This is a genomic window from uncultured Gimesia sp. (assembly GCF_963972345.1).
Lineage (GTDB): Bacteria > Planctomycetota > Planctomycetia > Planctomycetales > Planctomycetaceae > Gimesia.
Genome location: NZ_CAXAVM010000246.1, coordinates 1 through 9,556, shown reverse-complemented (window position 1 = coordinate 9,556; position 9,556 = coordinate 1). Strand labels below are relative to the sequence as shown.

At 52.6% G+C, this 9,556-nt stretch carries 6 protein-coding genes; 4 read left to right on the top strand and 2 right to left on the bottom strand.

Annotated features, from left to right (window positions below; genetic code table 11):
- Window positions 1–863 (bottom strand): AAA family ATPase (locus tag AACZ40_RS26160; protein ID WP_339676488.1); only part of this gene is annotated, 863 nt, incomplete at its 3' end.
- Between the two features lie 125 nt (window positions 864–988).
- Window positions 989–3,091 carry an acetylxylan esterase gene (locus tag AACZ40_RS26155; RefSeq protein ID WP_291168020.1) on the bottom strand — a complete coding sequence of 701 codons (2,103 nt, stop codon included), beginning with the start codon at window positions 3,089–3,091 and terminating at the stop codon, window positions 989–991.
- Window positions 3,092–3,449: 358 nt separating this feature from the next.
- Here AACZ40_RS26155 and AACZ40_RS26150 point away from each other — a divergent pair, with 358 nt between their 5' ends.
- From AACZ40_RS26150 to AACZ40_RS26135, 4 genes are all read left to right on the top strand, one after another.
- Complete coding sequence (locus AACZ40_RS26150; RefSeq protein WP_291168018.1) at window positions 3,450–4,403, top strand: MoxR family ATPase; 954 nt, start codon at window positions 3,450–3,452, stop codon at window positions 4,401–4,403.
- 189 nt (window positions 4,404–4,592) lie between these two features.
- Window positions 4,593–7,217: a DUF255 domain-containing protein gene (locus AACZ40_RS26145; RefSeq protein ID WP_291168016.1), complete on the top strand. Its 2,625-nt coding sequence runs from the start codon at window positions 4,593–4,595 to the stop codon at window positions 7,215–7,217.
- 70 nt (window positions 7,218–7,287) lie between these two features.
- Window positions 7,288–8,757, top strand: a complete 1,470-nt coding sequence (pyk, locus tag AACZ40_RS26140) for a pyruvate kinase (protein ID WP_291168014.1) — start codon at window positions 7,288–7,290, stop codon at window positions 8,755–8,757.
- Window positions 8,758–8,786: 29 nt separating this feature from the next.
- Window positions 8,787–9,556 (top strand): PQQ-binding-like beta-propeller repeat protein (locus tag AACZ40_RS26135; RefSeq protein WP_339676485.1); only part of this gene is annotated, 770 nt, incomplete at its 3' end.

The window sequence follows — 9,556 nt, the reverse complement described above, 5'->3', positions numbered from 1 at the left end:
CCCTGCAGAATCGCGCGGGCTTTTGCACCCAGTACCAGATTCTGGCTGGCGCGGGGGCCGGCACCCCAGCTGACAAACTCGCGAATAAAGTCGGGAACCTCTTCCGCCTGTGTATCGCTGCCGGGAATGATACGCGTCATGCGGGCAAACTGCATCGCATAACGAATCACATGATCGGCAACGGGAACTTTTCTCACGAGTGACTGAAAGGACAACAGTTCATCCAGTTCCAGTATTTTCTTGACGGCGTATGATTCATCTGACGTGGTCTGTCTGACGATTGCGAACTCTTCTTCTTCGCTGGGATACTGAACTTTGATCTCGAACATGAAACGGTCGAGCTGCGCTTCCGGCAGTGGATATGTCCCTTCCTGCTCAATCGGATTTTGAGTCGCCAGTACAAAAAACGGGACCGGAAGTTTGTGTTTCCGTCCGCCGGCTGTCACCTGGTGTTCCTGCATCGCTTCCAGCAGGGCGGCCTGGGTTTTGGGAGGCGTGCGATTGATTTCATCTGCCAGCACTACATTCGAAAAGATCGGGCCGGGCAGAAATTTGAAATCGCGATTGCCCGTGCTCTTATCTTCCTGAATCACATCGGTACCGGTGATGTCAGCCGGCATCAGATCCGGCGTAAACTGCACGCGATTAAAGGAAAGATTAAGAGTATCCGCCAGCGTATGCACGATGAGCGTTTTCGCAAGTCCCGGAACGCCGACCAGCAGGCTGTGTCCGCCTGCCAGCAGGGAGATCAATAATTCTTCAACCACCTGCTGCTGGCCGATGATCACCCGGTTGACTTCCTGCAGAAGCCGCTGGTATGACTGGTGTAAATTTTCAACGGCTTCCAGATCGGAAGTTTCCATCGTAGGATCGCTGCTCACAATGATGCCAGTTTCTTATTCAGAGAAAAGAATGAAGCCCGCCGGTGTTGATTCTTACTATTGTGACGGGCGCACCGGGGAAGATGCAAGGCTGTTGGCAGGTGTTCTCAGCTGTCCGCGCCTTTTGCTCCCCAGGGAGCAATTTGCGTAAGCCCTTTATTCGCTTTCAGTTCAGCATAGCATTCTGGCATATCAAAAGAGGTCAATACGTTCGGAACGAGCGTGGAAAGAGGCCATTCGTAATGTTCTGTTTCTGCGATATCACTATAAGAAGTGAGAGCATTTTTCAATGTAATCTGTGTTACGTGAGGCGAAAACAGGGCAGCAAACGTCGCCGGCAGAGCACCCCAGCCTCGACCGATCAGATGGATATCGGTATGTCCGTTGGCGGCCATCCAGTCGAGAACCCTGAGCACATCAAATGTCTTCTGACCTGTATAAGGGTCATCCAGCATGACCGCATGAGCCGCGTAAAAATAATCACTGCCATACGGAGTGAAAAAGGAATTCGGATTCGTAGTGTCCGGCATCGATTCCCCGACGCCACGCACATCGCAGGTATACAGAATGCGATCTTTATCCTGGCTGGCAGTTTTTAATAAAGGCTCTTCGCGCAGTTCCGCATCGGAAGAGACATGCGAGATATACAGGGTCGCCTGCTTGCCGGCGTCTTGAGGCGGCCTGGAATAAAGTTTTTCATCGGACACACGGTAGACGATTGCCTGAATGCCTGGTTCTGTTTCCACGGCATAAGCGATCGTATATTTCAGCGGATAATTTTTGCCGCCCCGGTTTCTGAGGATGCGATAATCGGGTGTTCCTTCCAGATGTTTTAAACGTAATGTTTCCGCGACAGCCGACTGCAGGGCAGCGCCGGTCTTTGGCTTTCGCTTCGCGGCCAGTGCTTTTGACTGTTCCGCGGTAAATACATGCAGTGGTTTGGAGCCGATGTCTGCGACGGATCCTTTAGGGGTACACCACAGAGTTTCATCTTTTTCAATGACCAGTTTGGGTTCCCGGGATTCACTGGAAACGCCGGTGGCCTGGTTAAACCATTCATACATGGCTTCACGATTTTCCTGCGAATAACCGTGATAGGTGGGACCGACAAAGTGAGAAACATTTTCTTCGCGGCCCAGCAGTTTGTAGAGTCGCTTCAGTCGCAGATAGGCTTCCCGCGCACCCCGCACATCAAAATAATCACGTTCTTTACTGAGGATTCGCACCGGATTCGGTGCCTGTGCTGCGAGGAAGTCGGCGTGATCCAGTTCCAGCGCCAGAACTTTGGGCGGACACTGTTCGGTATCGGCGGGAAGTTCGTTCTCCATGTTGCGACGGAAGGTAGTAACGAAACAACTGGGAGCGGCCATCGTCCAGCGTGGCTCCACACCACACAGCCAGGTGGTCATGGTACCGCCTCCCGAATTCCCGGTGACACCCACCTGCTTGGGATCGACTTCTTTCCGGGTCAGCAGATAATCGAGGGCGCGAATTCCGTCCCAGGCGCGCCACATTGACAGGTTCTCACCAACCAGAAACTGCTGATTCCCGCCATGCAGATGCTCGCGGACACCGACTCCCACTGTCGATTTGAGATCATCACCGCTGTATTGCACGCGTTCTCCCTGGCCGATGGGATCGTAGATTAAAACCACGTAACCTTTGCGGGCGAGTCCTTGTGAAAATGCCTGATAAGCGGTCTCTGCTTTTCCGTTATGCGAATGCCCGCAGGTTCCCACGACGCCGGGCACGGGGCCGGTGATCCCTTTGGGAACGTACAGATTCGCAGTCACCAGAAAACCGGGACGGCTTTCAAAGATGACATTTTCGATCGTATAAGTATCGCGATCAGTTGTTCGGGTGACACGCGCGTTGAGTGGAGTCCGTTCGGGCTCAGGGCCAAAGGCTTCTCGAATCCGTTTTTGCACGGAGGCGACATATTCTTCCGCGTCTGCTTTTGTTTTCAGAGCATCCAGACGCTGGATCGTTTTGACTTCCTGTTCCCGGACACGCTCGACAAAGTATTCCTGCACCATCCGCGGGAAGCGGTTTAATGTTTCTACCTTCTGATCTGCAGGAGCAGCCACCAGTTCCTGAAGTACCAGATGGTCTAACAGACTCAGGCCGGCCAGGGTTATCCCCCCTGACTGGAGAAAAGATCGTCGTGTGAGAGATGCGAACTGGTCGATCGACTGATTTGAGCCCGACATGCAGTATAATCCTGATGAATTGATAATTTATGATGACATCGAAATGAAGGAGCACGCGTGTTGACAGTCAGTGAAAGGACTGAACACTCAGACAAAGCACCTGAATTTCATAAATGATTGCTACCAGCAGTGATTGTTATCAAATTTTTGTTTTCTTTACAATTGGCATCTCTATAATGGAACTTAGTCCGACAATTGTACAGAAGTATTTTCTCTGTTTTTACATAATTCCAGATCCCCCCGAAACCAGTTAGACTGTCAGTTGAAATCAATGTGGGAATCCTGTATTTCTGAATGTTGATACTCCGACTGTGCTCCGTTGTATCAGCCCCAATGCCCTTCAGAAAATGGATCTTTAATGGAAGTCAGCTCCCAGCAAGAAACCGCCAGCCTGGTCAAGACACTGCATGACAACATCTCCAGCGTCCTCATCGGCAAACCGGATGTGGTACAACTGGCGATTGTCACTCTGCTGTCCGAAGGTCATGTGCTCATCGAAGATGCACCCGGCGTCGGTAAAACTTCACTCGCGAAAGCGATTGCCAAGAGCCTCGACTGTAACTACACACGAGTGCAGTTCACCCCGGATATGTTGCCCTCTGATATTCTGGGATCGAACGTCTTTCTGCCGAGCCTGGGCGAATTTGAATTCCGCAGAGGCCCGATCTTCTCCAATGTATTGCTGGCAGATGAAATTAACCGCACACCTCCCCGCACACAAAGTGCGTTGCTGGAAGCGATGAATGAAGGCCAGGTCAGTGTGGAAGGCCAGACAATTACCCTGCAGCCCCCCTTCTTCGTACTGGCAACACAAAACCCTTACGAGTTCGAAGGCACCTATCCCCTGCCGGAAAACCAGCTCGACCGTTTTATGATGTGTATTGATATCGGCTACCCGGAACGATCCATCGAGCGTGAAGTACTGATTCAGCATCGTTCTGGCGAGCCTGTGGAAACGCTGCAGTCGGTGCTCTCGGTAAAGCAACTGCGAGAGATGCAACAGGCGGTTCGCAATGTCCGGGTCGACGATTCCCTGACCGATTATATATTGGAAATCGTGGATGTGACCCGCAATCACCCCGAGTTAACACTGGGTGTGAGTACCCGCGGTGCGATTACGTTTTCGCATGCGGTTCAGGGAAAAGCGTTTACCGAAGGGCGAGATTATGTCATCCCCGATGACATCAAACAGTTGGCAGTACCGGTGTTAGCACATCGCGTCATCACCCGGTCTCTGGTGCGTGAGAGCCAGCGAAACCGCGCTACGGAGATCATTCGCCAGATTCTCCAGCAGATCCCGGTTCCTGCATAAATCGGGTTATCCGGTCTCAGACAATGCCGCGGTGATGTGCTGAATTTCTATTCTTCTGTTAATATTAAATAGTCGACTGGACGGGTATCGGATAAGATAATGCTACCCACCGCTGGATCTGCTGAACGACGCAGACTGAATTATACAACGGGCATTGAGTTCACTGTCCGACTCTGGAGGAATTTAAAAATGGATTTGCATAAAAACATGAAATGGTGGATTGTCCTGCTGTTGACCATCTTATTCTTCGTTTCCAACTGGAAACCAGAAAACGTATCTGCCAGTGAAGATGCGAAAACAAAAGCAACCGAAACCGAAAAGACGAAAAACGAAGCCATGTTTACGAACCGTCTTTCCAAAGAGACCAGCCCCTATCTGCTGTTACATCAGCACAACCCTGTCGACTGGTATCCCTGGGGTCCGGAAGCATTCGAAAAAGCAAAGCAGGAAAACAAAATCATTTTTCTGTCTGTCGGCTACAGCAGCTGCTACTGGTGCCACGTGATGGAGCGGCTGGTTTTCGAGAATCCTGACATCGCAAAGTACATGAACGAGAACTTTGTGAATATCAAAGTTGATCGCGAAGAACGGCCGGACATCGATGATATTTATATGACCTCGCTCAGCGTCTACTTTCATCTGATCGGTGCTCCCGATAATGGCGGCTGGCCCCTTTCGATGTTTTTAACACCCGATCGTGAGCCTTTCGCTGGTGGCACCTATTTCCCCCCCACCGACCAGGGAGGGCAGATGAGCTTTCCCCGCGTTTTACAGAAAGTGAATGAACTGTGGAGCGGTGATAAAGCGAAGGTACAACAAAGTGCCACCATCATTGCCAAAGAAGTTGCCCGGCTGCAGAAAGAAGAAGCGGCGACCGAAGCAATTCCCCTCGAAGACAAACTGGTCAAAGCCGGCGTGCGTTCCATCAATGCCAGCTTTGACGCGGAATATGGTGGAATCGACTTTTCGGAAGTCAGTCCGAATGGGCCAAAGTTCCCCACCTCTTCCAAGCTCGTATTACTGCAGTACGATATTGAATCGCCGGTTGCCGAAAGTACGTCGGCGGAATCGGCAAAGGTGCTGTACCAGACACTCGACGCGATGGCCAATGGTGGTATCTATGATCATCTGGGGGGCGGCTTTCACCGTTACAGTACCGACCGTTACTGGCATGTCCCCCACTTTGAAAAGATGCTCTACGACAACGGTCAACTGGCGTTACTTTACTCTCAGGCGTATGAGCAGACAGGCAACATTCAATATAAACAGGTCGCCGAAGGCATCATTGATTTTGTATTGCGCGAACTGACTGATCCCCGCGGAGGCTTCTATTCCGCCCTGGACGCGGAAACCGATGGCGTGGAAGGCGAACATTACGCCTGGTCACAGGAAGAACTGAAACAGATCCTGGGTGAAGGCTATCCCCTGTTCGCGGAATTTTATGGTTTAAACGATCCGGTTCGCTTCGAACACGGCTACGTACTGCATCGTGTGACTACGCTCAAAGCACTCGCTGAAAAGCAGAAGACAACTCCCGCAGCATTGGAGTCACAACTGGCGACGATGCGCGACAAACTGCACACCGTCCGCAACCAGCGTCAGCCACTGCTGAAAGATGACAAGATTCTGACCAGCTGGAACGGTCTGATGATCACCGGCATGGCCACCGCAGGCCGGATCCTGAAACGTCCGGAATATACGGCAGCCGCCGAGAAAGCGGCTCAGTTCATTCTAGATCAGATGCGCGACGATCAGGGGCACCTGTATCGCAGCTATCGGGCCGATCAGGCGCGGTTGAATGCCTACCTGGATGATTATGCCTTCCTCGTGCAGGGACTGCTCGCGCTCTATGAAGCAACCGGCAAACAGCAATGGCTGGAGCAGGCACAGGCATTGACCGACCTGCAGATCAAACTGTTCTGGGACCAGAAAGAACATGGATTCTTCTTCACCACGCATGATCACGAACAGCTGATTGCCCGTACCAAAAATGCCTACGATGCTGCGATTCCCTCCGGCAACAGCATCAGTACGCGGAACCTGATTGAGTTAACCCGACTGACAGGCGATCCCCGATATCGCGAGCATGCCGATCAGACGCTGCAGCTGTTCGGGCGGGTAATCAAGCGCTATCCCAATCGCTGTGCCCAGCTGGTACAGGCAGTGGGAGAGTTCCTGGAAACGCCCGCTGATCAGAAACAATCATCGTTGATGATCTCCCCAGCAGAAGCCGGTTTTGCACAAGGATCGCTGGAACAGTTCACAGAAAACGCAGCACAGCTGGCCAGCGTCACACCGGGACTGGAACTGCTGGCATTTGCCGGACTGGGACAGGTGACTCCAAAGAAAAATCTGGTTGCAGCAAAAGCTTATCTCTCTGTCGATAAACTGCCCGCGGGCAAAACCTGTCAGGTCGCGATTGTGCTCACCATCGAAGAAGGCTGGCACATCAATGCGAATCCTGCCAGCCCCGATTTCATGGTACCCACCACGTTTACTGTGAAATCGAATCAGCAGGTCAAACTGTCTCAAATCAAATATCCGGCAGGCCATGCATTTACCGTCGAAGGCTTCGATGAACCACTGCAGGTTTACGAGAAACAGGCAGTCATCCGTGGCACTCTGACAATTCCCGCTGCCGCCGCCGGCAAAGCAGAGCAGCTGGAACTGAATGTCAAGTACCAGGCCTGCAATGATAAAACCTGCATTCGCCCGACGACCGTCAGTCTGAAAGGCAAATTTCAGGTCGCCGGACCTGGAGAGCCAGTCAAACAGGTAAATCAGAAATGGTTTCAGACGGATGGTCAAAACTGAGCTCTTCTGCTTACAGGCAGGTCTGTGCGCACACAGGAACCTGCCGAGGGAAATATTCTTTTAAAGGTTCATGATGAACGACAAGCACTATGCAGAACATCCTCTCGTAAAAACGAAAATTATAGCCACGGTCGGGCCCGCTTCCGATTCGCGGGAGATGTTGCAGAATCTGATTATTGCAGGCGTAGATCTGTTTCGCCTGAACTTTGCACACGGCAAACATGAAGCGCTGGCAGAGATTGTCAAAAACATTCATGAGATCTCGACGGAAATGGAAAAACCGATTGGGATTCTCGGTGATCTCTCCGGTCCCAAGATCCGCCTGGGTGTGCTGCCAGGGAATGAAATCACGTGTCGAAAGAACATGCGGTTCCGCTTCATTCAGGGAGAGGAATCCGATAACCCCCAGGAATTAACGTGCACTTACGAATCGCTGATCGGCGACCTGCGCGTGGGTGATCCCGTCTTGCTGGCCGATGGCATGGTCGCGATGCGCGTGGTAGAAAAATCACCCGATGATGCATTCGTGGAGTGTGTCGTGGAACGGGAAGGCATCATCCGCAGCAAACAGGGAGTCAATCTGCCCGGCGTGCAGTTGAGCACCCCCTGCCTCACAGAGAAGGATCTGAACGATCTGGCCTGGGCTGTCTCACACGGACTGGATTATATCGGACTCAGTTTTGTGCGTTCTGCCCACGATATCACCCGGCTGAAGGAAGAAATTGAAAAGCTGAATCCTGAAGTCGCCCCGCATATTGTCGCCAAGATTGAAAAGATCGAAGCGGTCAGTGATATCGAACAGATTCTCAAGCTGACGGATGCCGTCATGGTGGCCCGCGGTGACCTGGGAGTCGAAGTCGATATCGAACGCGTGCCCGTGATCCAGAAACGGATTATTCATCTCTGCAATCAATACCGCATCCCGGTGATCACAGCCACACAGATGCTCGACAGCATGCAGTTCAACACCTTCCCCACCCGGGCGGAAGCCAGCGATGTTGCCAATGCCGTGCTGGACGGCAGCGATGCCGTCATGCTTTCGGGCGAAACGGCAGTCGGTGTGAGCCCCCTGGCTGCAGTCGAGATGATGAGCCGCATCGTCCGCGAGGCGGCCCGCATTCTGTCTTCCAATCTGCATTCCGATGAAATCACCAGTAACCGCCGACTGTATGCCCGCGAAGTGACAGAAGCCGTCACGATGGGCGCCGGGATTACTGCAGAAAAACTGGATGCGGATCTGATGGTGACCTGTACCCATGAAGGCAAAACCGCAATGGCTTTATCCAAACAGAGGCGAACCGTGCCGACCGTGGCATTGACCGATCGACCTGAAACCGCGCGGCGGATGACGCTGTACTGGGGTGTGACTTCGCTGTTGACCGATGTCGTCGATAAATCCCCTTCCAAAATTTTAAAATTCATCGACAACTACGGCAAAAAGCATGGATTCCTGTCAACGGGAAGTCAGATTGTCCTGATCTCCGGAACCGACTGGACCTCGCAGGGTCATGACATGCTGCTGGTCCATGAAGTGAAATAATTTTTATCCGTTCAACCCTTGAGGTAAGCATGATCATTACACGCAGCCTGCTCGCGTTTCTACTCTGTTTCAGTTTCGTCTCGCAGCAGGCTTTCTCCGACGACTGGCCTCAATGGGGAGGACCAGAACACGATCTGGTCTGGCGGGAAACCGGTATCGTCAAAACCCTGCCCACGACCGGAGTTCTTCCCCGTGTCTGGTCGACTCCCATCGGTGAAGGTTACGCAGGACCGGCTGTTGCAGAAGTGAATTCGCGCTGGTGCGTATTCGTAACCGATCGCGTTTTTAAACAGCGCGTCAGCTTCGAACGCGTTTTATGTCTCGACGCGGACACGGGAAAAATCATCTGGAAATATGAGTACCCGGTCGAGTACTCGGTCAGTTATCCGGCTGGCCCGCGTTCGACGCCTGTGATTAATGACGGTCGCGTCTATACCGTTGGTGCGCAGGGCCATCTGCTCTGCCTGGATGCGAAAAATGGAACCGTGCTCTGGGAAAAGAATTTTGTCACGGAATTTGGAACGCAGCTTCCCACCTGGGGGATGGTCGCTTCACCCCTGGTGGAGGGAGAGCAACTCATCACGCTGGTGGGAGGACAGCAGAACTCGCTGGTGGTCAGTTTTGACAAGCAGACTGGAAAAGAGCTGTGGCGTTCGCTGGAAGATGCCGCCGTCGGTTATGCACCGCCCGTCATCTTTGAATTTGGCGGTCGGCGGGAACTGATCGTCTGGCATCCAACGGCGGTCTCGGCACTCGACCCGGAGAACGGAAAACTGATCTGGGAAGTCCCCTATGGCGT